The 25848-nt window shown below is 63.0% G+C and carries 15 protein-coding genes; 13 read left to right on the forward strand and 2 right to left on the reverse strand.

The genetic code is table 11. The features are described from left to right. The first annotated feature begins 295 nt into the window (after positions 1 to 295). The 12 genes from AB1792_01070 (at position 296) to AB1792_01125 (ending at position 20291) form a co-directional block, all read left to right on the forward strand. Positions 296 to 1417 (forward strand): glycosyltransferase family 9 protein, encoded by a 1122-nt coding sequence (locus AB1792_01070; GenBank protein ID MEW5700807.1) that lies wholly within the window; start codon positions 296 to 298, stop codon positions 1415 to 1417. Next, positions 1414 to 3342, forward strand: coding sequence for an ABC transporter ATP-binding protein (locus AB1792_01075; GenBank protein ID MEW5700808.1), 1929 nt, complete (start codon positions 1414 to 1416; stop codon positions 3340 to 3342). Before AB1792_01070 ends, AB1792_01075 begins: the two co-directional genes overlap by 4 nt. Beyond that, positions 3317 to 4420 (forward strand): glycosyltransferase, encoded by a 1104-nt coding sequence (locus AB1792_01080; protein ID MEW5700809.1) that lies wholly within the window; start codon positions 3317 to 3319, stop codon positions 4418 to 4420. The genes AB1792_01075 and AB1792_01080 overlap by 26 nt, the downstream gene beginning before the upstream one ends. A gap of 199 nt (positions 4421 to 4619) precedes the next feature. Continuing rightward, positions 4620 to 5729, forward strand: coding sequence for a glycosyltransferase family 4 protein (locus AB1792_01085; GenBank protein ID MEW5700810.1), 1110 nt, complete (start codon positions 4620 to 4622; stop codon positions 5727 to 5729). A gap of 1 nt (position 5730) precedes the next feature. Beyond that, entirely contained in the window at positions 5731 to 6876 is a 1146-nt protein-coding gene (locus AB1792_01090) for a glycosyltransferase family 4 protein (GenBank protein ID MEW5700811.1), read from the forward strand. Between the two features lie 135 nt (positions 6877 to 7011). Next, entirely contained in the window at positions 7012 to 9210 is a 2199-nt protein-coding gene (locus AB1792_01095) for a bifunctional (p)ppGpp synthetase/guanosine-3',5'-bis(diphosphate) 3'-pyrophosphohydrolase (GenBank protein ID MEW5700812.1), read from the forward strand. 325 nt (positions 9211 to 9535) lie between these two features. After that, a complete protein-coding gene (locus AB1792_01100; GenBank protein MEW5700813.1) occupies positions 9536 to 12361 on the forward strand; it encodes a BamA/TamA family outer membrane protein in 2826 nt (941 codons plus the stop codon). A 40-nt stretch (positions 12362 to 12401) separates the two neighbouring features. Next, positions 12402 to 13568, forward strand: coding sequence for a PQQ-binding-like beta-propeller repeat protein (locus AB1792_01105; GenBank protein MEW5700814.1), 1167 nt, complete (start codon positions 12402 to 12404; stop codon positions 13566 to 13568). A 287-nt stretch (positions 13569 to 13855) separates the two neighbouring features. After that, positions 13856 to 14305, forward strand: a complete 450-nt coding sequence (locus AB1792_01110) for an Hsp20/alpha crystallin family protein (GenBank protein ID MEW5700815.1) — start codon at positions 13856 to 13858, stop codon at positions 14303 to 14305. A gap of 129 nt (positions 14306 to 14434) precedes the next feature. Beyond that, positions 14435 to 14800, forward strand: a complete 366-nt coding sequence (locus tag AB1792_01115) for a zinc ribbon domain-containing protein (protein ID MEW5700816.1) — start codon at positions 14435 to 14437, stop codon at positions 14798 to 14800. Between the two features lie 178 nt (positions 14801 to 14978). Then, on the forward strand, positions 14979 to 17603 hold the full coding sequence (locus AB1792_01120; protein MEW5700817.1) for an AAA family ATPase: 2625 nt from the start codon (positions 14979 to 14981) through the stop codon (positions 17601 to 17603). Positions 17604 to 18176: 573 nt separating this feature from the next. Further along, positions 18177 to 20291, forward strand: a complete 2115-nt coding sequence (locus tag AB1792_01125; GenBank protein ID MEW5700818.1) for a hypothetical protein — start codon at positions 18177 to 18179, stop codon at positions 20289 to 20291. Positions 20292 to 20599: 308 nt separating this feature from the next. Here AB1792_01125 and AB1792_01130 read toward each other — a convergent pair whose 3' ends face one another. After that, positions 20600 to 23434, reverse strand: coding sequence for a dockerin type I domain-containing protein (locus AB1792_01130; protein ID MEW5700819.1), 2835 nt, complete (start codon positions 23432 to 23434; stop codon positions 20600 to 20602). A gap of 614 nt (positions 23435 to 24048) precedes the next feature. Between AB1792_01130 and AB1792_01135 the strand changes: the two genes are divergently transcribed. Continuing rightward, positions 24049 to 25272, forward strand: a complete 1224-nt coding sequence (locus AB1792_01135; GenBank protein MEW5700820.1) for a PD-(D/E)XK nuclease family protein — start codon at positions 24049 to 24051, stop codon at positions 25270 to 25272. Between the two features lie 68 nt (positions 25273 to 25340). Here the strand turns inward: AB1792_01135 and AB1792_01140 are convergent, their stop codons facing one another. Beyond that, positions 25341 to 25631, reverse strand: coding sequence for a hypothetical protein (locus AB1792_01140; protein MEW5700821.1), 291 nt, complete (start codon positions 25629 to 25631; stop codon positions 25341 to 25343). Between the last annotated feature and the right edge of the window lie 217 nt (positions 25632 to 25848).

The raw sequence follows: 25848 nt of genomic DNA on the forward strand, positions 1-25848 counted from the left end.
CGCACGGCTTGCCACGCCTGATGTAGGGTGGGCTCCGCCCACCGTCAAGGGGCTGAAGCCCTTTGTCCGCAATGTGAATCGCGGGGGTGCGTGCTCTGCACGAACCGTGAAGATCGGGCGGGCTTTGCCCACCACAGGGGGCTGAAAGCTCCCTGTCCACGATCTGCATGACATGTCGTGTCCGCTGTAGAGGCGCACGGCCGCTCGTGGTGAACCGTGCGCCCCTACGACTTTGACATGAGGGTGCCGATTTGGCTTAATTCCATCGTCGTCAAGGTGTAAACAGACGGTATCCATGATCACGAAAACCCTCGAACAAGGCGTCAAGCGCCTCGGTCTCCGTCTCTTGTCCGTCGCCGCTCCCAAGGCCCGACCGCGGCCAACGCCATCCGATCTGGAGCATGTGGCGCGCATTCTGGTCGTGAAACCCGATGAGCGCATCGGCAATGCGGTCTTGGTGACGCCGTTGCTGGTGGCGCTGAAAGGGAAGTTCTCGCGCGCCCGACTGGTGCTGCTCATGGGGCGTCGCTTCTGGGATCTGCACGAGCATCTTCCCTCCGCCGATGAGTTCATCCCGTTCGAGAAGGCCCGCCTGGCGCGCAACCCGCTGGGCTTCCTGGCGCTGGTCCGCCGACTCCGTTCACGACGCTTCGATCTGGTCTTCGATGCCGCCGGGGATCACGAGGTATCGTTCACACACCTGGCGTTGACCGCGTTGTCGGGGGCGAAGTTCCGTGTCGGGCACGATCGCGGTGACGCCGGGCTGTTCTACGAAGTCCCGGTCGCCATTCCCGTCGGACCACGCCACGCCGCCGAGATGCACCTCGATTTGTTGCGCGCCGTCACTCCGATCCGATCACACCCCCGGCCACTGCTGCGCCCGCGACCCGACACCGGTTTTGCCGCGCGGTTCATCGCGGAGCACGGTTGGGACCCGGCGCTCCCCTTCATCGTGATCCACCCCGGCGCCAGAGGCCGGAAGCAATGGCCTCCGGCGCAGTTTGTTCGCGTCATCGAATTGCTGAAATCGCGGCTGGACGCGAATCTCGCCTTGGTCTGGGGACCGGCCGACACCGGGGCCGCCATAGCGATACGGGATCAGACAGACATCGCCGCCGCAGGTGTTTTGCCCCTCGCCGATTTCCTGTCGCTGGTGCGACGTTCAACCGTCTTCGTCTCGGGTGATTGCGGCCCGATGCACCTGGCCGCCGCGGCCGGCGCCCGCGTCGTTGCGATCTTTCTGGCCAGCGATCCGGAGAAGTACCGTCCCTTGGGTCTTGAGGATATCACGCTCGACGGGCGCGCGACACCCCCCGATCCCGGGACAGTGGCCGATGCCGTCATCACAATCGCCTCAAGCTCACGGCGTCTCCGACAGGGCGAGCTGCCGCTGGCCGGGGCCGGCACCGCAACATGAACAGGGAATCCCATCGCCACGAGAACGGCCCGCGCCGCGCGCCCCTGCTGCGTTTCTTGGCGTATGCGCGTCCCTACTGGCGGCATCTGTTGGTCTCGATGCTGGCCACCGTCTGCTTCGTCATCCTCTCAGCGGCGCTGATCTGGCTCGTCGGCCCGTTGGTCGGCACTCTGTTCGGCACGCACGTCTCTGTCCCCGGCGGAATCGCTCTGCCGGCATCCGGCCTGGGCGGCTCCGAGGGCGTTCTTGCCCGGATCAAGGCCGCCGTGCTCGGCTGGATGCACGATCTCGTGGTGCGTCCCGATCCCGTGGCCACGCTCGCGCGTCTCTGCGCCGCCATTCTCATGATCTCGCTGCTGAAGAACCTCCTCTTGTATGTCCAGACGTTCATGGTGGCGCTGGTGCAACAGCGGCTGATACGCGTCCTGCGCGACCAGCTCTTCGAGCACTATCACGATCTGTCGCTGGCGTACTTCACGCGTACCCGGACCGGCCAGATCATTTCGCGTGTCGCCCACGATGTCCGTGTCCTCAACGATATGCTCGATCTGGGCTTCTCGCACCTGTTGCGCGATCCGCTGCTGGTCCTGGTGCTGCTGGGTTCTCTCTTCGTCATCAGTTGGAAGCTGACCCTGCTGGCCCTGTTGGTTTTGCCCTTGTCGGTCGCGGCAATGACCATTGTCTGGCGCTACATGCGGCGCTATTCGCGACGCTCCCAGGAGCGAATGGCCGATCTGAACTCGATCCTCGAAGAATCGGTCGGCGGCGTGCGCGTGGTCAAGGCCTTCGGTATGGAGAAGTATGAAATCGGACGCTTCGGCGGTGCCAATCGCGCCTTCTATCGTGCCATGGTGAAGATGGCCCGCGTCCGTCTCGGCAGTTCCCCCGTCAATGAGTTCTTGGGCACCGTCGCCGGGGTCACGATCCTCTGGTTTGGCGGCCGCGCGGTGCTTTCGGGTGCCGGGCTGTCGCCGAGCGATTTTCTCACCTACATATTCCTTGTCTTCTCCATGATTCAACCGGTCAAGGTCCTGGCGAATGTCCATGCCAAGATCGCCGAGGGTCAGGCGGCCGCCGAGCGCGTCTTCGCCGCGCTCGATACGCCGGTCGAAGTGCAGGATCTGCCGGGCGCGCGCCCCGTGGAGTCGTTCACTCAGGAAATCGTCTACACGGGTGTCGGCTTTCACTATGGGCAGGGAGAGTGGGTGTTGCGCGACATCGACCTGTCTGTCCCGAAGGGGCATTCGGTGGCGCTGGTCGGTCCCTCCGGCGGGGGGAAGTCGACACTCTGCGACCTTCTAGCCCGGTTCTACGATCCGGTCGAGGGCGCGATCCTCCTCGATGGCGCCGATCTGCGCTCCTTCACCGTGCGTTCCTTGCGCGCCCATCTCGGCGTCGTGACTCAGGATGTGGTCTTATTCAATGACACCGTCGTGCGCAACATCGCCTATGGTTGTCCCGATGTCGACATGGCGCAGTTGCGCCGGGCGGCCGATGCCGCCTACGCCTTGGAGTTCATCGAGGCGCTCCCCGAAGGATTCGACACAGTCATCGGTCCGCGCGGCGCCCGCCTCTCCGGGGGACAAAGGCAGCGTTTGGCGATCGCCCGCGCGATCTTCAAGGACCCGCCGATTTTGATCTTCGATGAGGCCACCAGCGCGCTCGACACCGAATCGGAGTTCGCCGTACAACGCGCCATCGACAATCTCCTCCACGACCGCACCGCGCTGATCGTCGCCCACCGGCTGTCGACCATCCGCAACGCCGATCTGATCGCCGTGGTCGATGGCGGGCGCATCGTCGAACGCGGCCGCCATGAGGAGCTGTTGGCCCGAGGCGGACTCTACTGCCGTCTCCATGCCATGCAGTTCGCCGATGAATCCTCCACTCCGGAACCCGATGCCTCCCCGCGTCCTGTTCTGTGACTCGTCAGCCGATTGGGGTGGCGTCGAACACTGGATGACCATCACCGCCGGTGAGTTGCACCGCCGGGGATGGAGTGTGACCGTGGCCGGACGCGCAAAAGGAGAGCTTCTGGCCCGATCCGCTGCCGCAGGGGTGCCGACCGTGGGGTGGCCGTTTCGCTGGGTGATCGATCCCGTCACCGTCTGGGCAGCGCGGCGCTACATGTTGCGGGAACGACCTGAACTGACCGTCGTCGCGCTCGGGAATGACATCCGCACTGTGAAGTTGGCGTCGGCAAGTATGCGCATTCCGATCGTCTGGCGCCTCGGTGTGCCCTACCCGCGACTCGGGATGCGCCATCGACTAACCGGGAAAGGCGGTGTGGATCGCGTGATCGTGCCCTCGCAATTCATGGCGGCGCGCCTCGCCCAGAATGCTTGGTTGAAGGGGAAGATCGATGTCATCCCCAATGGCCTCGGGGCGGTCGAAGTCCCTTCGGCGTCCCGCGTTGCCCAGACCCGGCGGGACTTGGGTTGGCGTGATGACGAGATCGTCATTCTCTGGGTGGGACGCTTCAAACTCCAGAAGGGAGTTGATACCCTCCTTCAAGCATTCGCCGCGTTGCGGCGTTTATCCGAGCCTCAACAACTGCGCCTCGTCCTCGTCGGCACCGGTCCCGAGGATATGCGATTGCGTCGTCTGTCCGAGTCACTCGGACTGGAGCATGTCGTGGAGTTTGCCGGCTACCAGCGCGAGCCATCGCCCTACTTCGATGCCTGCGACATTCTCGCGCTCCCGTCCCATGTTGAGACGTTCGGCAACGTGCTGCTGGAAGCGATGGCGCGCGCCAAGCCGATTGTGGCCTCGAACACCGGCGGCATTCCGGAGGTCGTCGGCCCCGATTCTGCCCTACTGGTTCCCGCGCAGGATGAATCGGCGTTGACCGCATCTCTCCATGAGCTTGTCTCTAACCTTTCACGTCGACGCACCATGGGCGAGGCGGGACGGCAACGCTTCCTGGCGCACTTCACATTGGAGCGGATGGGAGACGACATTGAGTCGTCCTTCCGACGAATCTTGGATCCGACGTTGGGTTGATCGCTATGAGGGGCTTGAGACCAGCACCGTGCCCGTGCTACCTGGAGTTGACGGCGTCCCGCATTGATTGTAGGGGCACAGCGTGCTGTGCCCGGCATCGTGACCGATGTGGTGGTCGGTAAAGGGCACGGCACGCCGTGCCCCTACAGACTGATCGAGGGATTTCCACCAATTCAAATTCCCATCCCTAGGACCGCCCATGCCTTCGCGAGACCACAGCGTCCTCTTCTGCGACAGTCTCCCTTTCTGGGGCGGTGGTGAGCATTGGATGGTCACGATGGCCGGGGCCATCAGGGAACGAGGCTGGCAGGCGACCATTGCCGGACGTCACGGCGCCGAGATCATCAATCGCGCCATCTCCGTAGGCGTCCCGACGGTTGCCTGGCCCTATCGTCGCGATTTCGACCTCGCCACGATCATCGCCGCGCATCGATATCTCAAGTTCAACCGCCCTGATTCGGTTGTCCTCACGACGGGACGCGACATCCGCACAGTCGGGCTGGCCGCTCGTTGGCTTCGAATTCCCGTGGTCTGGCGCATGGGGCTGAAGCCCAAGCACAACTGGATTCATCGCGTCACCGGACGATGGGTCGTGGACCACGTGCTGGCGCCGTCCGAGTATGTCCGCGGTGAGCTGGAGCAATTCCCCTGGTTGCGCGGCAAGACAACCGTCATTCCCAATGGCATTGCACCGATACCACCACCCGACATCGAGCGCATTCGCGCGGCGCGGATGGCGCTGGATCTGCCGACGGACGAGTTGATCATCCTCTACGCGGGCCGCCTGCTCGCCGTCAAAGGTGTTGATATCCTGATCCGGGCGTACGCGGCCCTTGTTCCCCCGTTCCCTGGGAGCCGACTCGTTCTCGTCGGTGACGGCGGCGATCGCGAACGCTTCCAACGTTTGGTTGTCGACGCCGGCATCGAGGGGCACGTGGAATTCCGGGGTTACACGACAGATCCCGCCGCGTATCTTGACGCCTGCGATCTGCTCGCGCTGGCATCGCGGTCCGAGACCTTCGGCTTCGTACTGCTGGAAGCGATGCAGCGGGGCAAAGCAATTGTTGCGACTCGTGTCGGCGCGGTATCGGAGGTCGTGACGGATGAGTGCGCCCTCTTGGTGCCGCCGGAAAATCACCAGTCCCTGTCGGAGGCGATCGGTGCATTGCTGTCGGATGCAGCCCGTCGCCGGGTGCTCGGCGAGGCCGGGCACCGCCGTTTCATGCAACACTTCACCGCGGACCGAATGATCGAGTCGACCATGCAGTTCTTCGAACAGGTGATCGCCGACCACCAGCGGATGAGGTAACATGCGCATCATCGTCTCAGCCACACTCGGTGGCGGCAGTGCCGGTACCTGGTACGCCGTGGAAACCGCGCGACGGCTGGCGCAGCGCGGCCATGAGATCCGATATCTCTCGCGACCGGGGCGCAGCGCTCTCGCCAGGGCCCAGGCCGCGGGGCTCTCGGTGGTCGACGACATCGACCTCGAAGAGAAGTCGCCATTGCGTGCCAACCGCAACCTCCGGCGGCTGACATCACTCGCCCGCCAGTTCCGACCCGATGTCATCCTTGCGCATGGCGGCGAGGACCACGCCTTCTGGGGTGTGGTCAAGGCACTGCGGGCGCGCCATGTCGTGCTGATTCGCGTCCGCGCCCTCGACCCCAAGCTGCCGCGCCGCCATATGCTGTCGCGCTGGCTGCACAAACGCGCCACCGACGTCATCGTGACTGTCAACAGCCGACACTATGCGGCCTACCAGAGTCGCCTGAAGATTCCCCCTGACCGACTTCGTATCATCGAAGCCGGCGTCGAGCCGGCGGACTTCGCCGATGTGAGCGACGCCGCGCATGCCGCCAACGCCATCGAACTTCCGGCCGGGAAGCAGATTGTCGTGATGGTGGCCCGCTTCGCACCGATCAAGGGACATCGTGTTCTGTTGACCGCGGCCGCCAGGATCAAACGGATCCGCGACGATGTCCACCACCTCTGGATTGGGTACCCGCAGGCCTATACGGCGGAGGCATTGCATCGCCGGCTGGTCGAAGCGAACCTCACGAACGATGTGACGATCATCGACCGCCGCCTGCCGGCGCTTCCGGCGCTGCTGGCGCATTGTCAACTGGGTGTGGTTGCTTCGATCGGCTCGGAATCCCTGTCGCGTTCGCTCCTGGAATATTTGGCCTCGGGTCTGCCGGTGGCGGCGACTTCTGTCGGCGGGATTCCCGACCTGATGGCGCGCGGCGATTTTGGCCGTCTCATGCCGCCGGACAATCCGGAGGCGCTGGCACAGGCGATTCTGGGACTCCTCGGCGACACGGAGCGTCGGCAGGCCTGTGGCCGACGTGGCCGCGAATACGTTCTCAGTCACTGCACTTGGGACCAGCGTGTTGATCAGTGGGAAGAGCTTCTCGTGCAGGCGGTGGCGGCCCGGGGCGGATCCGCCAGATCGTGAGCAAGCGGGTGCCATTCACACACCGAGGGGCCGGGCCGTATACTTATGTGACCGCCCTCGGCAGGGCCGCGGGACCCGGCGAAGCGCTACGCCGGTTACAACTGGCTGCAACAGGCCATTCGACCGATCTCACATATGAGTGAGCAAGCGACCGCACACTTTCGCATTCAACGGCCCGCCGAGATGAACTTGGCGGAGTTCATCATCCGGGTCGAGGCGGAGAACGCCAACGTCGACGTCTCGCTGTTGCGACGCGCCTACGAGTTTTCCGAGATCGCCCATCACGGGCAGAAACGCGAGTCGGGCGAGCCCTACATCAACCATTGTCTGGCGGTCGCCATGATCTTGGCCGAGCAGCACCTCGACACCGCGACCATTGCGGCGGGATTGATCCACGACGTCGTCGAGGACACTGCCCACGGTCTCGATGCCGTGCGGGAACGGTTCGGCGCGGAGATCGCCGATCTGGTCGACGGCGTGACCAAGATCTCCGGGATTCAGTTCAAAAGCTATGCAGAGGAGCAGGTCGAGTACTTCCGCAAGATGCTGGTCTCCATGGCGCGCGATATCCGCGTCATCATCATCAAGCTGGCGGACCGCCTGCACAACATGCGCACCTTGGAGTTCCTCGACGCCGGCAAGCAACACCGCATCGCCGCCGAGACGCGCGAGGTGTATGCCCCCCTGGCCCACCGCTTCGGGATGGCGCGCATCAAATGGGAACTGGAGGACCTCTCGCTCAAGTATTTGCATCCCGGGGTCTACCGCGAGCTGGTCGAAAAGGTGGAGCTGCGTCGCGAGGAACGCGAGGCTTATATCGGTGAGGTGACAACGCCCTTGGGGGCGGCGTTGGCGCGCGAGGAGATCCGTGCCGACATCAGCGGACGGGCCAAACACCTCGATTCCATCTATCGCAAGATGGTCAAACGCCGCAAGGCCTTCGAGGACATCTATGATCTGATCGCCATCCGCGTCATCACCGGCACCGAGCGTGATTGTTACCATGCTCTCGGCGTCGTCCACACCCTGTGGACCCCCGTGGTCGACCGCTTCCATGACTACATCGCCACACCGAAGACCAACATGTACCAGTCAATCCACACGACCGTCATCGGGCCGCGGGGGCGGATGGTGGAAATCCAGATTCGCACGCACTTGATGCACTACACCGCCGAGTATGGCATCGCCGCCCACTGGCTGTACAAGGAGGGGAAACGAGAGTTCGCCCGCGGCGATCGGCAGATGGGCTGGCTGCGCGAGGTTCTGGAATGGCAGAAAGAGACCCGCGACCCCAAGGAATTCCTCGAGCTGTTCAAGACCGATCTGTTCCAGGATGAAATCTACGTCTTCACGCCCCGCGGCGAGTTGAAGCCGTTGCCGGTGGGCGCCACGCCGGTCGACTTTGCCTATGCGGTTCACACCGCCGTCGGGCATCACTGTATCGGCGCGCGGGTCAACGGGCGCATTGTGCCGCTCACGCACGCGCTCGCCTCGGGGGATGAGGTCGAGATCATCACCGGCACCCAGCCGCATCCGTCGCGCGATTGGCTGACGTTTGTGCGCACCACGCGGGCGCGCGCCAAGATCCGGCAGTACTTCAACCGGACCGGCTTCGAGCAATCGCTGGAGCTCGGCAAGGACATGTTTGCGCGCGAGCTGAAGCGTCTCCGCCTCCCGCACCCCAGCGAGACGCAGATGACCGACTGGGCCATGTCGATGTCGTACTCCGACGCCGACGCCATGCTGGCGGCCGTGGGGTCGGGAACGGTGTCCGTCAGCACGCTGATCAACCGGCTGCGGCCGAAGGAAGAGGACGTCCCCAAGACCGCCCCGCCGCCGAGTTTCGTGGACCGGGCACGCAAGACGCGCGGCATTCGCATCCAGCATCTCGACAACATGATGTTCCGGTTCGCGAATTGCTGCCAGCCGGTTCCAGGCGAACGCGTGGTCGGCTACATCACGCGCGGCCGCGGCGTGACCGTCCACCGTGCCGATTGTCCCAATATCCTGGCGCTGGTTGATCAGCCGGAACGGCGACTGGAAGTGCAATGGGATGTCCGCGCCGACCAGTCGTTCCTGGTGCGGCTGGAATTGACGCTGGAAAACCGCAAGAACCTCCTCCGCGACATCACCGATGCCATCTCCGACGCCGAGACCAATATCCAATCGGTATCGATCACCGGCGACCAATCCACCGGGACCGGCACCTTGGTCATCGAGGTCAGGAACTTACGTCACCTGAGCGACATCATCCGTCGGATCCGTGCCGTGGACGGCGTCTTGTCGGTCGAACGCTCATCGGGACGAGACACAGGCCGTGAGCGACAGGAGTAAAGTCCGCCGTCGTGACCGGAGCTCAGACGGGAATTTCGGTCGAAATCAGGGGTATATGACACGGGGGAGGGGCGGCCGGGAGCTCGGGTTGACGCGTTGACTGCCTTGGTGGCAACCACAACAGGTCTGGGGACGCCAACATGATGACTGGAACGGAAGGGAATCCTCACATCTGGCCGTTCACGGAGGGCGGGGAGGAATGATAACCTCTCCCCCCGGCAGTGTCCCGAACGCAGTGAGGGAGAGAGGTCGTTCCGTCCAGAGGACGGATCGGGTGAGGGAGTTCTTCCGTCCGCTCCTTCTGCCAGTCGTTCTCAGGACCACAATGCCCCAACGCTCCCTGACCCGATCTCTCCACGCCGTTGTCTTGGCCCTCGCCGTGTCGCTGGCGTGCCCCATGGCAGCCACCGGCCAATTCTACTTCGGCAAGAACAAAGTCCAATACACCGACTTCGACTGGCTCGTTCTCCCGACGCGGCACTTCGACATCTACTTCTACGACACCGAACGCGCTCTGGCCGGTGCGGCGGCCGAAGCCGCGGAGTTCTCATATCGAGCGCTGGCCGACCGTTTCAACCACGACGTCGAGCACCGGATTCCGTTGGTCGTGTACTCTTCGCCGCGCTTCTTCTCACAGACCAATGTCACGCCGTCGTTGTTGCCCGAGAACGTGGCCGGATTCACCGAGTTCTTCAAAGGCCGGGTCGTGCTGCCGTTCAACGGGTCGTACGCCGATTTCCGTCGCGTGCTTCAGCACGAGTTGGTCCATGTGTTTACGATCTCAAAGCTGACCACGACGGCCCACGCGCACAAGAAGGTCGGTGTCGCCGAGCCGCCCTTGTGGTTTACCGAGGGAATCGCCGAGTACTTCTCCCGCCCGTGGGAGCCGGACGCCGACATGATCCTGAGCGACCTGGTGCTGTCCGGACGGTTCTACAACATCGATCGTTTGCCGGCCATTGCCGGCACCTACCTGATGTACAAAGAGGGAGAGTCGTTCTGCCATTTTGTGGCCGAAGCATACGGCGAAGAGTACCTCGTGTATCTCCTCGACAACGCCTGGCGCGGCGGTGACTTCGAGTCGGTCGCCGCGATCACATTCAGCCGCCCTCTGCGGGAGATCGGCCGCGAGTGGGAATATTGGCTGAAGAAGCGGTATTTCCCGACGATCCAGTCGCGTGAGCTTCCCGATCGCGTCTACAAGCAACGAACCAAGGCGGGGTACAACGTCAAGCCCGTCGCGATCTGGCGCGAAGACGACGGGCAGCAACAAGAGTGGATCGTCTTCAAGGGGAATCGCCTTGGGTACGCCGGCCTGTACATGACCCCGGGAGGTGGCGCCGATGGCGATCCCGACCGCAACATCGAAACGCTGCTGAAAGGGGAGCGTTCGCCCCGTTTCGAGTCGCTCCATCTCTTGGGGTCCTCGCTGGACGTTTCGGGCGATGGGCGCGTGGTGTTCTCTTCCACCCGCCACGAGCGCGACGCACTCTATCTGTTGGATCTGAGCACGCGACGCATCATCGGCGAGCACCGCTGGGACTCACTCTACAATGCGGTGTCTCCGTCCTTCTCTCCGGATGGGGGTCGCGTCGTCTTCGCCGGCGGTGGGCAGGACGGGTGGTTCGATCTGTTCGTGTATGACCTGGACCGCCGGGAACTTCGTCGTCTGATGCGCGACTGGTACTTCGACACCGATCCGATCTTCAGCGCCGACGGACAGCGGATCATCTTCGCCTCGGATCGCGGCCCCCATGGCGATCAAGGGTGGCTGAACCTGTTCTCCTACGATCTTCAGAGCGGAGAGATCGCGCCGGTCTACACCGGTGCGTTCAATGCCCGGTCGCCGTCGCTGTCTCCGGACGGGCGATCGCTGCTGTTCACCTGCGACCGCGAAGGTCACTCCGACATCTACCGTCGGGATTCCTCGGGCCGCGTGGATCAGTTGACACACCTGGTCACCGGGGCGTTCGATCCACGCTTTTGTCCCGATGGGCGCCGGATCGTCTTCACCGCCTACCAGAACAGCTCCTTCCAGATCTTCGAGATGACCGTCCCCGACTCGACCACCCCGGAGGTGTTCGCCGCGGCGGATGGCTCGTGGGCGCCGACCTGGCGCCCCGCCCCGCAGAGCCCGGACTCAGGATTGACCAAAGGCGCCTTCAAGTACCGCCGCCAGTTCTCGTTCGACATCGCCCAATCGGCCGTGTCGTACGATGCCTTCTACGGTACCGTCGGTGGTCTCCAAACCGCTCTCACCGACGTGCTCGGCAATCATCAGTACTTTTTCCTTCTGGCCAACAACGCCGAAACACGGGACGAGTTCTTGCAGAGCTTCAACGCCGGGGTCTCGTACTTCAACCGGGAGGGACGTCTCAACTACGGATATGGTGCCTATCACCTGTACGATGACTACACCGATCCCGCCGAGGGGCCGCTGCAGGAGAGGCAATACGGGGCCGTTGGGTACATTGGCTATCCGCTCTCCAAGTTCCGGCGCATTGAGGCGTCGTTGTTTCTGCGGCATTCGGATCGCGACGTCGTCTTGGGTGAGCGGCGTCGGGCCGTCCTGGCGACACAGTTCATCTCCGTTGTCCATGACAATTCCCTCTGGGATGTTTCCGGGCCGATCGACGGTTGGCGGCTGATGCTGGCGTTCGGCTACACCGCCGATCTGACCAATTTCCGTTCCTTCAACCGCCTGTTGATCGCCGACGCCCGCAAGTACGTTCGTCTCGGCGAGTATTCGGCGTTCGCCACGCGCCTCTTGGGGCACTTTTCCTCCGGGCTGGAGCCGCAACGGCGCTATCTGGGCGGAAGCTGGGACTTGCGCGGCTATCCGCGCCGTGTGCGCTATGCGCGCAATGTGTTCCTCATCTCGAATGAGCTGCGCTTTCCCTTGATCGACGCCCTCTTGGTCGGGTTGCCGATGGGAAGTCTGGGGTTCCAGGGGATTCGCGGCGCCCTGTTCTTCGATGCCGGCAAGGCGTGGGAGGATCGGATGGGCCGTCTCGACGGGGCCCTGGGTGTTGGCGCGCGCGTGGCGTTGGGTTACATTATCGTCCTGCGCTTCGACTGGGCGCGGAGGACCGATTTTCGCAAGATCGACACCAAGACCCGGTTCGAGTTCTTCTTCGGATGGAACTTCTGATCTCGCATTCCCACACATGCTCATTGGTGCCCGCCGCAGGATGAGATACTCGTGCGGCCTTCTGCGGTCGGTCCCCTGCGGGCGCTCGCTGTTGGCCTTCGTGCTCCTTCTGTCAGCCGTGGGCTGTAGTGGTCCCCGCCTGCATCTGCCGATTCGGCCGTCACTGGGTGCGTGGCCGACCGAACGGGGCTCGGCCGACAACCGCGGCTCCGTCTCCGGCTCAATCGGCGAGATGAGACTCCTCTGGCGCACCCGCACCGGAGGCCTGGCTGCCGGTGAACCGACGGTATCCGGTGGCGTTCTCTACTTCCCGGGGCTCGACCGGCGTTTGGAAATCGTCTCCATCGCCGACGGACGGCGTCTCTGGCGCACACGGTTCAGAGGACCGGTCACCGCCGCTGTTGCGAGAGCGGACGGATTCGATGTTCTGACCGATCAGGATGAACTGCGCTACCTGATCTTTCACCGCGATCCCTTGCGATTGGCCGCCTCGTTTCCGGTCATCGCCTGCCGTGCCGCCCCGCGGCTGATCAACGACTCGCTGATCTTGCTGGCGGCGTACAATGGCTCCATTGCGTGCCGCACCCGTGGGGGTGATCTTGTCTGGGAAACGCACACGCTTGGGCCGATCCTGACCGCTCCGGCTCTCGTCGACTCCGTGGCCTATGTTGCGTCCGGTCGTCAGGTCATCGCTCTATCGACGACCGACGGGACTATCCTCTGGACGCACCGATCGTCGGGGGCGATTGGTGCGGCCCCGGCCGTGGGCAACCTCGTGTATGTCGGCTCCGCTGATTCGCTGGTCTATGCGCTCGACCGTCGCAACGGCGCCATGGCGTGGTTCTTTGCGGCCGGTGCCGGGGTGTTCACGACGCCGGCGGTGGGCGGCGATCGCCTCTTCTTCGGGGCCAATGACGGGTACATTTACGCACTCAACGAATCGACCGGACGACTCCTGTGGCGCTACAACACCGGCGCCATCGCGAATCTCCCCTGCACGCTGGTCGGCAACTCAGTCCTGGTGAGCTCGCGAAACAATCGTCTCTTGGTGCTCGATGCCGCCGATGGGCGTCTCATCGGCGAACACAAGCTCTTGGCGCCGGCCACCACCCCTCCGATCGTCGCCGCGGGGCGCGTCTTTGTGGCCGACACCAAACGCAACCTCTACTGCTTTGGCTCCGTCCGCGACAGCCTCAAGAACCCCTGACCGTCGCGCTCGGAAAGGATGAGTGCCACGGGTCTTCAGACCCGTGCCCCTCGCCGTGTGCCATTGTGGCACAATGAGGCATGCCGTTAGTGCCAAAACGGCATGAACAAGCGCCATAATGGCCGCGCTTGGGAACGTTGAAATAGGGCCTGCATGCATTAACGCTGTGTAATGCAATGACTTAGTTCAAGTTCAGCAGAAACGGCACGGCTCATGCTTCTATGACTGCGTCGGATGCTGATGAGTGATCAGCCAACTGGGGAGAGATAGAGAAAAGGAGGAGAGTCATGACACTCGTAAAGTGCAGTCCCAATCGCAACATCGTCCCGTTCTCGGCGGCGATCAGCAGGGTCTTCGATGACTTCATGCCGGGGTTCTTGGGGAACTGGGCCGACGGGGAGACAGTCAGTGTCCGCCCGTTCGTCGATGTCCATGAGGGCGACAATGAAGTCGTGCTGAAGGCCGACATGCCCGGCATGGACAAGAAGGACATCAAGGTGGTCGTCAACGACGGTCTGTTGACCATCACGGGCGAGCGCACCGAGTCCCGCGAGGAGAATCGCAAGGGGTTCACCCGTTCGGAACGATACATGGGCCGGTTCTCGCGCTCGTTCAACCTGCCGGCGTGGGCCGACGGGAGCAAGGTCGCGGCCGACTACAAGAACGGCGTTCTGACAGTCACGATTCCCAAGTCCGAGGCGGCGCGTCCGAAGGAGATCGAAGTGCATGTCGGATAGTGCCGTCGACGGAATATCGACGGAATATCGTCGCGCGGCCTCGCGGCGCTTGCCGCGAGGCCGTTGGCATGACAGGGGAACGGCATTGGGCCGGAATCAGAGGTGAAAAGGCATTGAAATCGAACGTTCATGGATGCAAATTCATCGATCTTCAACGTATACGCCAAGGAGATCTCTGTTTTCGCAACCATGCCAACCTACGACTACAAGTGCCGGGATTGCGATCATCGCTTCGAGGCGTTCCAGTCCATGACCGAGGCGCCGGTGTCGGTCTGCCCGCACTGCGGCGGGAACGCAGTCGAGAGACTGATCTCAGCGGGGGGCGGACTGATCTTCAAAGGGTCGGGGTTTTACATCACCGACTACCGCAAGGACAGCTACAAGAAGCAGGCCAGCCAGGAAGCGCCCGCGAAGGCCAAGTCCGACACCGCCAGGTCGGAAGCGGCGGCGCCGAAAGCCGGTTCATCCGCCCAGCCGAAGACGTCTGCCGATTGATTCCCGGGGTGCCATGCACAAGACCAGAGGCCATGGCCTCTGGTCTTGTGCGTGCCACTTCCGCTCGTAGCCGCGCAGTCGTAGGTCAGGTGCCTTGTGCACCTGACACGGGCCGCAGGAGCGCAGGGCTCCCGCGCTACGAGTAGAAGCAGAAGCCGCTGAAAGCGAGTGTTCCGTCATGATGTCATTGGATAAATGGACCGACAACGCGAAGTCGATTCTGCAATCCACACTGGAGAGCGCTCAAACTGCCGGGCATCCGGAACTGACACCGGCGCATCTTCTGGGCGCGCTGGTGCGCGAAGGCGGTGCGGCCCGCGCTCTCATCGAGCAGTCAGGAGCCGATCCCGATCGATTGGCCGGGGAATTGTCGCTGGCCTTGAATCGTCTCCCAACCGTTCATGGCGGATCGCAGCCGACGACCGGCGCCGCATTGGCGGCGGTCTTCTCGGCGGCGCAGAACCGTGCCGAACGCGCCGGGCATGCCTTCGTCAATGCCGCACACTTGCTCTGGGCCGTAGTTGAGAAGCCCGATGAACCGGTGCGCGCCGCGCTGGCCAAGGCCGGTGTCGATTCCCGGGCCCTCCGCGAGTCGGTCGAGCAGATGCTCAACCGGAAAGGCGCGGGAGACGACGGTGCCGAGAGCCGCATGATGGCACTGGAGCGCTTCGGCCGTGATCTCACGCAGGCAGCGCAACAAGGCGAGCTCGACCCGGTGATCGGCCGCGATGAAGAAATCCGCCGGGTGATGAAAGTTCTCTCCCGCCGCACCAAGAACAACCCCGTCCTGATCGGCGAACCCGGTGTCGGCAAGACCGCGGTCGCGGAGGGACTGGCGCTGAAGATCGCGCAGGGGGATGTCCCCGAAACGCTGAAGAACCGGCGGGTGGTGGCGCTCGATTTGGGTGCCTTGGTGGCCGGTGCCAAGTTCCGCGGCGAATTCGAGGAGCGTCTGAAAGGCGTGCTGGCCGAGGTGGAGGAGGCCGCCGGACGCATCATCATGTTCATCGACGAGCTCCACACCGTCGTCGGCGCCGGTGCCGCCGAAGGAAGTGTCGATGCCTCGAATCTGCTCAAGCCCGCGCTGGCCCGCGGCAAGTTACGCTGCATCGGCGCCACGACACTGGTCGAATACCGCAAGCACATTGAGAAGGACACCGCTCTGGAGCGGCGTTTCCAGCCGATCCTGATCCACGAACCGACCGTGCCGGAGACGATCTCCATTCTGCGCGGGCTGAAGGAGCGCTACGAGTTGCACCATGGCGTGCGCATACAGGATGCCGCGCTGGTGGCGGCGGCCACGCTGTCGGAGCGCTACATCGCCGACCGGCAATTGCCCGACAAAGCGATTGACCTGATCGATGAAGCGGCGGCCGATCTGCGCATGCAGATCGACTCCCGCCCCAATGAGTTGGATCGCCTCGACCGTCAGATCACACAGTGCGAAATCGAACGCGAGGCGGTCCGTCGCGAGCCCGATGCCGCCGAGCGGTTACGGCCGATGGAAGAGTTACTGGAGCGGCTGACCGCGGAACGGACCATACTCGAACAGCAATGGACCAAAGAGAAGGACTCCGTCGGCCGAATCCGCGACGCCAAGGAGAAGATCGAACAACTGAGGGCCGAGATGGATCAGGTCACACGTCGCGGCGACTACGAGGCCGCGGCGCGTCTCCGTTACCAGGACATTCCCGATCTGGAGCGCCTGATCAAAATCGAGAACGTGAAATTGACGGAGACGCAGAAGTCACGCCGTCTCCTGAAGGAAGAGGTCGATCCCGACGACATCGCCGGGATCGTGGCCCGATGGACCGGCATTCCCGTCGAGCGCCTCACCGCCAGCGAAGTCAGCCGGCTTGTGGATCTGGAGAAGGAACTCTCCACCCGCGTGATCGGCCAGGAAGAAGCGGTCGCCGCCGTCGCCGGCGTCGTGCGTTCCTCGCGTGCCGGGCTGACCGAGCCACACCGACCGCGCGGCTCCTTCATCTTCCTCGGTCCCACCGGCGTCGGCAAGACCGAGCTGGCCAAGACGCTGGCCGCCGCGTTGTTCGGTTCTGTCGAGGCGATGGTGCGCATCGACATGTCGGAGTACTCGGAAAAACACTCGGTGTCACGCCTTGTCGGCGCACCCCCGGGATATGTCGGTTATGACGAGGGCGGGCAGCTCACTGAGGCGGTCCGGCGGCGCCCTTACTCAGTCGTTCTCTTCGATGAACTTGAGAAGGCGCACCCGGAGGTGTTCAATATTCTCCTGCAGGTTCTGGATGATGGTCGACTGACCGACAACAAGGGGCGCACGGTCTCCTTCGAGAACACGATTCTGATTATGACCTCCAATCTCGGTGCCGAGGTGATTGCTGAAGCGGCCGCCGATGCGGTCACCGAGAGCGCGCGTCGTCGCGCGATTCGCGAAGGCGCTCTGGCGGCGCTGCGACGTGCCGTCCGTCCCGAGTTCCTCAACCGTATCGACGAGATCGTCGTCTTCAACCCGCTGGGACCCGAAGACATCGCCCAGATTGCCGAATTGCAGTTTGACGCCCTCCGTCAGCGCCTGACCGAGCAGGGGATCACGGCACGCCTCACCGACAAAGCCAAAGCGGCGCTCGTTTCGGAAGGGTATGATCCTGTCTATGGCGCCCGGCCGCTGCGGCGACTCGTTCAACGAGAAGTCGCCCACCGCCTCGCTAACGCCCTCCTGAAGGGTGCGATCAGGGAAGGCGATTCGGTCGCCGTCGACCACGACGGTGTCGATTTCGTGATTCGCCCCGACACCCCGGTTGCGCAGGCAACTCCCGCAATGTAGGTGGGCTCCGCCCACCTCCGAGCATCACCATGCCCGACAAGGGACTTCAGCCCCTTGTCCCCCGAGTCAAGTTGTTTCCACCCTCACATGTTTGTGCCACGGGTCTTTAGACCCGTGCCCTGCGAGCATGTTGAGAAGACCGACCCAAGCCGGGCGGTTGCTTCATCGGTCTTCCGCCTCCGGCGGACGACCTCCTCGCAACGACGGAGTAGGTCCTTGACGAGTCTTTGTGTCGTTGCGAGGAGTGAGGCCCGCTCTGTGAGCGGGCCGAGCGACGAAGCAACCGCCTGGCGCGGAAGCTCTCTCTCCGACGAGGTCTTTCAACAAGCCCGTACGAATCCACGTCCATGGAACGGGCCTGAAGAGCCGTAGATTAGCACGGTTCCCGCCCCGCAAATCCGACTAAATTCCCGCACTCTGAGGCCGATACATCCCAAAGAGCCCCTGCACTTGGGGTTGTGTTCGTACATGCGGTCCAAGTCCGCGCTGGCATGACAATGACTCCGGGCGGGAGAGGGTCACGCCGGCGGCTGTATGGGTCAAGCGGTCAGGGTTCATAAAAGGAGCGTCAAGATGCATTCGATCAACCGGGCGCGGGCACTCTGGTGGTGTGGCGCGGCAGTGAGTGGGCTGTTGCTGTTGGGAATCAGCGCCTGCTCCGGACCGACGGAGAGCGACAAGGCCGTGATGGTCAACAAAGTCACAGTGACCCCGGCGGTCCTCAATCCGGGCGAGACCGCGGTGGTCGAGGTCAGCGTGACCACCGTTTCCGGTGATCCCGCCGCTGATAAGACAGTATATCTTGTTGCCGTGCCCAATACCGGCGGCACATTTGCCTCCAGCGCCGTCCAGACCAATGACCAGGGGATCGCCACCGTCATCTTCACCGCAACCCAGGTGGGCACGGTGCGGATCCAAGCCTCGGTGGAAGGCGGCACCGGCTCGGTCGCCAAGGACGTCACCGTGGAATCCGGTGGCGGCGGCGGCAGTACCGCCGGACTGATCGTCCTGTCCGTGACACCGACGTTGATGCAGGCCGATGGCTTCTCATCGGCGACCGTGACGGCAACCCTGACCGACCGGTTGGGCAATGCCGTTCCCGATTCCACGCTCGTGCGCTTCGCCGCCGGTGAGAAGTTCTTTGATGTCGACGGCGACGGCTACTGGACCGGAAATGTCGATTCGTTGATCTATGACGTCGACGCGGATGATCAATGGGATCCGATCGGGTCCATTGAAGCCAGCGTGCCGACCTCACAGGGGCGCGCGGTGGCGTCGTATACGGCCGGACGGACCACCGGAGTTGTCTACATCAAGGCCACCGCCGGTTCTCCGGGGGCCGTGTACTCGGCGGAAGTGTCGGTGCCTCTGACCTCCAGCGAACCGGTCCATTCGATCAGTCTGACGCCCGAATGGCAGCAGGTGCAGGTCAAAGGGACGGGTGGGATTGAATGGGCGCGCATCAAAGCCGAAGCATTCGACAAGTACGGCAATCCTGCGCCGGAGGGTCGGGACATTGAGTTTCTCATTACGGCCGGACCCGGTGGCGGCGAGGCGATCAACGGTGATCCGGTCGGACCGGTCGCGGTGACGACCGACGCGCTCGGGCAAGCCGTGGTCACCTTCAATGCCGGCAACACCTCGGGGACGGCACGCATCGTCGCGCGCGCCGGGGCGGTCGTCTCAGGCGCGACTCAGATCACCATCCGTTCCGGACCGCCGGCGTTCATCTCCGTCGGTGCCGGCGACTGCAACGTCCCATCATGGGAAATCGTCAACGAACTCAACAAGATCGTCGCTCTGGTCGTCGATCAATGGGGCAATGAAGTCCCCGACTCCACCGCCGTCTGGTTCGGCACCGAGCAGGGGTTGATCGAGGGCGCCTCCATTACCTCGCCGGCCCTGACATTCCGCGGCACCGCCGAGACCTACTGGCATTCCGGGGCGCCGAAGAACGACGGCTTGGTGTTCTACTGGGCGCAGACCGCCGGCGGCACGGTCGCCGATACCAGCGTGTTCCTCGAGTCAGGTCCGGCCGCTTCCGGCATGTTCCTCCGCTACCCTGACACGCTGTTGGCCGACAACAAATCCAAAGGAGAAGTTGTTATCGAGGTGCGTGACGTCAATGGCGTCTTCATGGACACCGACACACCCATCGAGGTGGAAGCGGACCTCGGCACCATCAACAACGGTCTGGTCAACGACGGGTGCCACTCATCGGTCTATGTCGAGGACTACATTGCCACGACGCTGGATCGTGACTATATCGTGACCACGCCCGACAATGGGCTCGGCGGCATCGCCACGATCACGGCCCGTTGCGGCGGCGTCTATGGCTACAATGACCAGGCGCACGTCGTCTTGCGCACCGGCCGCGCCTATTCCAAGACAACCGTGGTCGACATGGCGCGTTCCATCACCTACTGCAACTCGACGCCGATCGAAGTCACGATCAAGGATCGCTGGGGCAACCCGCTCGGCGGTCACCTCATCACGATCACCGACGACGGTGAGAGCGGTGTTGTGACCGGTTCACCGCAGTACACCAACGAGTACGGCGTCGCCGGCGGCTTTGAATTCACGGCGACCTGCAATCAGTCGATCGTCAGTGCCTTCATCACCATGACTGATCTCGATCCGAACTACGGCGGCATCGCCATCATTGTCAAGATCCAGCTTGAGGAATAGCCGCATTGCGGTGACATAACCGACGGGCAGGGATGCTCGGAGGTGGGTGGGACCGGAAGATCCGCGACAGATCTTCCGGTCTTTCTCTTTCTGCTCCGACCCTTTCCTCCGGCGGTGGCCCAAACACAGTGAGGGAGAAAGCTCGATCCATTCGCAGGACGGCTCGGGAGCCGAACGAGTCAGCAGACACTCCGGCGGAATCAGAACCCTGAGCGGCCTGGAAGAATCTCGTGCCTCGGGAGGGCGAGGCTCCTGTTCACCCTGAGCGAAGCGTGAGGGCCGAGCCGTCGCGTCTCATTCATTCTCCCTCAACGCCGTTCCGACGCGCACCCCGGCAACGGCTCCGTCCCTCCGCGCCACAGGAAGTTGATCAGCACTACGGCATCGAGGATGTCCACGCGGCAGTCGGCGTTCACATCGGCGTTCGCCGGGTCGTGCAGGAATGACGGGCCGAATAGGTGGCGAACCATGTGCTGGACGTCTGCCACCGTGACGACGTTGTCGCCATCGGCATCGCCGGGACGATGCGTGCGCCATCCCAATGCCTGCAGCGTCGCCAGGAGGGCCTCCGCGGCATCCTCTTCGCGAATGTAAGACAGGGGGAAGGAAAACGCCGCCGCCTTCCACCGTTCATCCCGCGATATCACCGCCACCGGTCGTCCCTGCATGGGTGAAGAGGCCGAATCGCGCGATTGGAACGCGTAGAGAACCTGCGCCCGGCTGGTGTCAATGTCAAACCAGCCGACGAAGCCCACGGCTCCTTCGGTCGCCGGCAGAACGGGATTCAACCCCCAGTCGGTGCGGCTGGAATCGACGGACAGATCGCCAAACCGCGGATCGACCGCCCTGGCACCGACGAACTCGGCATTCAGCCGCGTGGGATGCGACAAGAGCACGCGCGGATAGTCCGCCATGGTAATACCGAAGGCATCGTATGGGAACTGACCCGGCCCGAAGGCGATCAACCCCTCCGTCAGTTGTGCCGTATTGAACAGGTTGCGTCCGGCGCAGATCGTGATCCCGCCGGCATAGGCATACAACGCCATCGTCTCGATGGTCGATTGTGTCAAGCCCGACACGCCATCCGCAACCGCAATCGCCGCCGGGTGTGGATCCAAGATGTTCAGTGCGAGAGCAGCCGTACGCGTCGGGTCGGCATCGCGATATTGCGTCCCCAGCGATCCGAGTAGGCGTCGCCAGACGGCACTCACCGAGTCCTTGTCTGTCAACGCCGCCGTGCCCGCGGGTGTCTGGTCAATCACCAGCGGCGGCCCATCAAAGGCCAGCGCGATCCCGTGTATCGGTGCAGTGGGAAAACTCTCACTGCCCAGTGCCGAGATCGCCGCCACTCGATAGCTGTACACGATGGCATTATCGACGCTGCGGTCAACGAATGAGGTCTGATCGGCTGTTTCGCCCACCGGCTGCCACCCGAATGCCGTGTCCAGCCGGTAGACGCGATGTCCGACAACGTCCGGTTCCTCCGCCGGTTCCCATGTCAGTCTGATCTCTCGATTGCCCCTGTGCGCGCTCAAGTCGGCGGGGGTCATCGGACGATCCGGCAGGATACCGACCATAGTGGCGTTCATGCCGGGACGACCACGGTTATCCAGCGATCGTATCGTGTAGTAGTATGTTACCAGGCGTTCGAGCCCGGTATCGGTGGACGCCGAATCGTCCCGCGGGAGCATGGCAATGCGATCATCGAAGTGCAGAGAATCGGTCGACCGTAGGATCTCATATCCATCCAGTCGCGCCGTGCGGCGCGGCACCCATCGCAGTGATGCTGTCGAATCGTCCCACCCGGCGATTGTCAGGCCACGGGGTGGCCCGACCGTCGCCGGGGTGAATCCATTGTCCCATAGAATCTGCATGCGGGCCAGTGCGGTATCCAGTGAATGCATGTTCAATCCATGCAGATATGCCTGCGGATCAATGGCGTCGAATGTGCCGGCAAAATGCCCCGGATCGGCATGCCAACGCGGGGACACGACCCAAGCCCACGCCGCCGTGACCGAATCCCCCGGCCAGAGAGTGACCGCCCCAACGGTGTGCAGAAAGCGCGTGTCATACCCGTTCGCGTAGTCCACGGCGATCAATGTCGGCGGAGGCGCGACCCAGCCCTGCGCGGACCGATCGACGGCCGCGAATACCTGATCATAGTCGATCTCACGATTGGCCATACGCCGGTACCGCATGGCATCGCCGAGCAGCCGTCCCCGGCCGCCGGACCCATTTGTGTCGCCCGGTGCGCGTTGCGGGCCCCAGTCATAGTTGCGCGGCACGGCACTGATCCACCAGTTGTACGACTCCGAAGATAATTGCGGCGATCCCCCCAGATACATCGAGGCGAATGTGCCGGTCGTGGAACGGTCATCGAAGGCACCGAGCGATGAATCCGGATCACCGTCATTATCGGCGGCCCAGGCGGCGGACACGGCGATTCGCTGTCCTTCGAGCGTGATGGCGGCTTGCCGATGCCCGGTGAGATCGTCCAGATAACCGAGGTCACGGTCATCGTGCATCACGTCCGGATCGACCATCCACCCCAGCCAAAGGTTCTCGATGGCCGCGTCGCCGATATTGGTCACGGTGAGTTCAATGATCAGACCTTGCGCGAACGACGAATCATCCACCAAGCGCGTCGTCTGCCGAACGGTGACCGGAAGCGGCCGGTGGCGTCCGTCGTACGAGTCGCGCGGTACGCGCCCTGGATCGGTGGCCGTGTCTGAGTACACGAATGTGAATTCTTCATCACCGAGCGCATCGGAGCCGACCGGACCCATTCTCCCCGCCGGGTAGAGCTCGTGAGCGGTCCACTCGCCCAGTGTTCCGGTCGAAACCAGGGTGTCGCCGTCCACAATTCCGCCGATCCACAATCCGGCTTCATAAAGATACTCGACGCGGGAGCGCGGCGGTGATTCGAAGGCAGGCGCCGGCCATGGCACCGTGGTCGGTTCGCCATGGCCCGAATCCACCAACGCGAAGTTGAAAGTACCAAAGTACCCCCAGTTGGTGACCGTGGCACGGAATCGGCCGTTTTCGTGAATCTGATATCGAACCGTCGTGTCGATGGCGGCCGCGGCCAGACTGTGTGTCCCGTCCGTGGCCGACTCGGCCGCCGATAGCGCCGTCGTCGCCATCGCGACTGCAATCAGTACAGCTCCCAATGCCGGAAGCCGTCCTACAACCGGACATCGGACGAAGGGCGGACCACTGCATCGGTCAACAAAGGGCTTAAGACCCTTGTCTGCCCTGACAGGTCGCTGAAGAACGACCAAGATGGGAATGCGGCCCACCAATGTCATCCTGAGCGAAGCGAAGGATCTGCTGTTTCCTCCTGTAGGGCAGCAGCAGATTCTTCTCCCCGCCAAAGAACGGCGGGGTTCAGAATGACATGGATGGCACTTTGTCCGCAACCGGCTAAACCCTCTGCTCAGCGCGACGCATACCCTCTCCCTTCGGCATGCCCCGAGCAAAGTCGAGGGGAAGAGGTCGATCCGTCCGCAGGACGGATCGGCTTGCCCTGAGAGAAGTCGAAGGGGTGGGGGATTCTTTCGGTCCACCATGCTGTCAGACGTATCGATGAACAACGATCCTGTCCTCCTGCAGGAACTCACGCCCACCCGGCAATCTACGGTGCCCCCGACGTTTGTCAATCCGGCGAACGACCTGCCACGCAGCCGCGCCGGAAATGATATTGCGTCCGGCATCGGCACGTATGACATTGACAGGGAGGGTCCGCACAGGAGTCGCCATGGTCTTCTCGCACTCGCGTCTGAACACATACGAGAGTTGCCCGCGCAAGTACGCCTTCCGGTACATCGAAAAGCCGCCGATCGAAGAACACCCCTCCGTCGAGGCGTTCATGGGCTCGATGGTGCACGAGGCGCTCGAGAAGCTCTACCGCTCCGTGCAGATGGAGCGCATCCCCAAGTGGGAGGAAATCCGCGATTTCTACGAGGACACCTGGCAGCGTAACTGGGAGGACGACATCCTGATCGTCCGGTCGGAGTTCACCGGCGACGACTACCGCAACGTCGGCCGCCGCTGCCTGCAGGACTATTTCGTCGGCCACTACCCCTTCTCCGAGGGCCGGATTCTGGGATTGGAGGAACGGATTCTCTTCGACCTCGACCCGGACGGGCGCTACAAGATTCAGGGATACATCGATCGCCTGGTCGAGGGGGCTGACGGGGCCATCGAGATTCACGACTACAAGACCAACCGACGTCTTCCCTCGCAGGCGGAGATCGACGCCGAGCGCCAGTTGGCGCTGTACCAAATCGGCATCCAATCCCGTTGGGATGGCACCCACACGGTTCGACTCTACTGGCACTTCCTGCGTGCCAACCGGACCCTGAAGTCAGTGCGCTCACCCGAATCACTCACGGAACTTCGTGCCGACACCATCCGCTTGATCGACACGATCGAGGCCGCCCGTGCTGGCAACGACTTCCCGCCGCATGAGTCCCAGCTCTGCGCCTGGTGCGAATTCCAGTCACTATGCCCTGCCAAACGCCATCTCTTCGCCACCGCCACGCTCACACCCCAGCAATTCGCCGCCGACTCCGGCGTGCGGTTGGTTGACCGCTTCGTCGCCGCCGCGCGACACAAGGCACAGAGCGAGGCGGAACTGCAGGCGGTTCGTCAGGAAGTCATCGAGTTTGCTGGCGTCAATAATCTGACGCGTATCCAGGGCCATCATGCCAGCGTCGGCATCCATCGCCGCTGGGAGCAGACGATCCCCAATCAGGACGATCCCAATCGCAAGCTTCTCGAGTCGCTGGTCCGCGCCAGCGGCTATTGGGAGAAGGTCTCGGACCTTTCCCGCTCCAAACTTCCCAAGGCGCTGCAGGGGGACTTGTTCGACCCTGCGACCCGTCAGCGGATCGCATCCCTGCTCCCCCGCAATGAGATCGTAGTCGTCACCAAACGCGAGGACGCGAATGATGAGAGAAGCGACGGCCCGGACGTCTGAAGTCAACGACAACTGACTGAGCCGGGCTCATCCCTGAGCCCGGCTCGCGCATACCCCCGGCAGAGTGTTCATTTGTCCGGTACGCAGTCATCCCCTGGCCCCGGGATGCAGATCGGCTTGCATCGCCAAATGAGGGAATCGGGGAGACAGTACCAGTGTCCCATGCACAGGTATGATTCCGTGACGGCACACCAGTAGTTGCAGTTGCAGCCGCCGCTGTGGCATTGCGCCGCCGGCTCGGGATCCTCGCAGGGAGTCTCGCTGCTGGCGGCCGGGCCCCCAGACAAGAACATCGTCGCTGTGAGTGCCGCCGCGAACACAAAGGCCGCCCACAGAATCATCGGCTTCTTCACCATCATCGCTGGTCTCCTTTCCATAGGAGTTGTATCACCACGACTCTCTATACCGCACCCTGGGACGCTTCTGGTGCGATGATCTCACGTAGTCTGGCAATGCTTGCTTCGAAAACGAAGCCAAAGGAAATCAGCTTCGTCTGGGAGTCAAGGTAAAACCAAGGCATCGTTCCCTGAACGTTGTGCCGCGCTCGCAAGCTGGACCCGCGATCACAGTACAGCG

The organism is Candidatus Zixiibacteriota bacterium (assembly GCA_040752595.1).
Taxonomy (GTDB): domain Bacteria; phylum Zixibacteria; class MSB-5A5; order WJJR01; family WJJR01; genus JACQFV01.

Coding starts and splice junctions, on each gene's coding strand:
- AB1792_01080 (MEW5700809.1), top strand. CDS start 3,317: ATGCCTCCCCGCGTCCTGTTCTGTGACTCGTCAGCCGATTGGGGTGGC.
- AB1792_01095 (MEW5700812.1), top strand. CDS start 7,012: ATGAGTGAGCAAGCGACCGCACACTTTCGCATTCAACGGCCCGCCGAG.
- AB1792_01105 (MEW5700814.1), top strand. CDS start 12,402: ATGAGATACTCGTGCGGCCTTCTGCGGTCGGTCCCCTGCGGGCGCTCG.
- AB1792_01110 (MEW5700815.1), top strand. CDS start 13,856: ATGACACTCGTAAAGTGCAGTCCCAATCGCAACATCGTCCCGTTCTCG.
- AB1792_01140 (MEW5700821.1), bottom strand. CDS start 25,631: ATGATGGTGAAGAAGCCGATGATTCTGTGGGCGGCCTTTGTGTTCGCG.
- AB1792_01085 (MEW5700810.1), top strand. CDS start 4,620: ATGCCTTCGCGAGACCACAGCGTCCTCTTCTGCGACAGTCTCCCTTTC.
- AB1792_01125 (MEW5700818.1), top strand. CDS start 18,177: ATGCATTCGATCAACCGGGCGCGGGCACTCTGGTGGTGTGGCGCGGCA.
- AB1792_01090 (MEW5700811.1), top strand. CDS start 5,731: ATGCGCATCATCGTCTCAGCCACACTCGGTGGCGGCAGTGCCGGTACC.
- AB1792_01070 (MEW5700807.1), top strand. CDS start 296: ATGATCACGAAAACCCTCGAACAAGGCGTCAAGCGCCTCGGTCTCCGT.
- AB1792_01130 (MEW5700819.1), bottom strand. CDS start 23,434: ATGGCGACGACGGCGCTATCGGCGGCCGAGTCGGCCACGGACGGGACA.
- AB1792_01100 (MEW5700813.1), top strand. CDS start 9,536: ATGCCCCAACGCTCCCTGACCCGATCTCTCCACGCCGTTGTCTTGGCC.
- AB1792_01120 (MEW5700817.1), top strand. CDS start 14,979: ATGATGTCATTGGATAAATGGACCGACAACGCGAAGTCGATTCTGCAA.
- AB1792_01075 (MEW5700808.1), top strand. CDS start 1,414: ATGAACAGGGAATCCCATCGCCACGAGAACGGCCCGCGCCGCGCGCCC.
- AB1792_01115 (MEW5700816.1), top strand. CDS start 14,435: ATGGATGCAAATTCATCGATCTTCAACGTATACGCCAAGGAGATCTCT.
- AB1792_01135 (MEW5700820.1), top strand. CDS start 24,049: ATGGTCTTCTCGCACTCGCGTCTGAACACATACGAGAGTTGCCCGCGC.